General features: G+C 44.8%; 2 protein-coding genes. Both read right to left on the bottom strand.

Annotated features, from left to right (window positions below):
* Window positions 1-282 precede the first annotated feature (282 nt).
* Entirely contained in the window at window positions 283-774 is a 492-nt protein-coding gene (locus AACY42_RS28460) for a hypothetical protein (protein ID WP_339483832.1), read from the bottom strand.
* The coding region (locus tag AACY42_RS28465; protein ID WP_339483833.1) for an RHS repeat-associated core domain-containing protein at window positions 771-1,312 on the bottom strand (542 nt) is incomplete at its 5' end. The genes AACY42_RS28460 and AACY42_RS28465, both read right to left, overlap by 4 nt.

Raw genomic sequence — 1,312 nt, forward strand, 5'->3', positions numbered from 1 at the left:
TCATGTTTTGCGGCGGCAGTAATTTACGGATAAGGGCCGCTTTACGCTCAGGTGAATAGCTCGACATTACAGCTCTCTTTGACGCCCCCGATCTATCGTTTTGATAAATCAGCTCAGGCGACAACTAACCTGACACCGGGGGCCCGGAAGGGCAGAAGAATGAAGAGAATGGATCAAATTTCGACGCGGGTCGTTTTTTGAAAAGTACTGACGGCTCGATAGCCGGAGAATATCCGGCTATTTCAGACCATCCCTAGGTTTATGCACATTCTTCTTTTTAGTTCAGGGCGTTGAAAGTGCCATCTCTGGTGTTGCGTATTCTTTTATAGAACACTCATATAAATGACTGTCGGAGTCTTGGAAGTGGTCCACGGATATTTGGGAGGAAAAGTCTGCTGCAATAAGTCTTATTTCATCGCTAGTGCTTTCGTCAAAATTAAAGTTGTTGTTTAATTTGGTGTTGGTCTCTATTAGTACAGCTCCGCAGTATTTCCAGTCTTCATCAATTAGTGCGTAGAAGTTTTTTTTTGCAAGCTGAGTTGTAATGAAGTTAAAGCACTCATCAAGGGATTCATAAGTCCTCTCTATGCAGTGAGTTAGCTGCATTGATCTGAGCTTCTCAATAATTCGGTCCGTCTCAGGTAGGCTTTTTCGAGACTCCTCTCGGTATCCATTCAAAAAAATGCTATTTATTTTCTTTTTGAATTCCTCTAGTAGCTTGTTTCCTTGAGCTTTTCTAAATAATAATTCTCTTTCGTAAGGGGGGATATTCATGAGCAACACTCCTTTGCATAGAAGGCTTTTCCTTTGCCATTACGAATCTGCGGTCGTCCGTGCCTGCTCATTCTTGGATTTCCGTCGTCATCAAGTTTGACTTTTCCAGATTCCCAATGGGGTTTGTCCTGATGACTAACATCCATCGTTTGTTGTTGTACTGATGCAAGTCTTTTACCGCCTCCAGGTTGAGGTGTTTCATAGCGATACTCCCATCCTGATTTGTTTTTTGACTGACTAATCGGTTGTTGGCTTGTAGGTATTCCTGCTTGTCTCATAGATTCACGTCGAGCAGCCTTAGAAGTGGCGAGCGGATTTTTTTCACTTCCCGGTGCTAATGGCTCATCTTTCAACCCTAGCGGATCAACCCACTCAACTGGATTCGGCCCATACGCATAGACATTCAGCCCGCCCGCAAACCCAATCGGGTCCTTGCCAATAAACCGCCCGACCTGTGGATCATAGTACCGATAGCGGTTGTAGTGCAGCCCGGTTTCCACATCGAAGTACTGCCCTTGAAAGCGCAACGAATTGCGGA

This window comes from Pseudomonas sp. RL_5y_Pfl2_73 (genome assembly GCF_963970515.1).
In the GTDB taxonomy this organism is placed as follows: domain Bacteria; phylum Pseudomonadota; class Gammaproteobacteria; order Pseudomonadales; family Pseudomonadaceae; genus Aquipseudomonas.

Coding starts and splice junctions, on each gene's coding strand:
- AACY42_RS28460 (WP_339483832.1), bottom strand. CDS start 774: ATGAATATCCCCCCTTACGAAAGAGAATTATTATTTAGAAAAGCTCAA.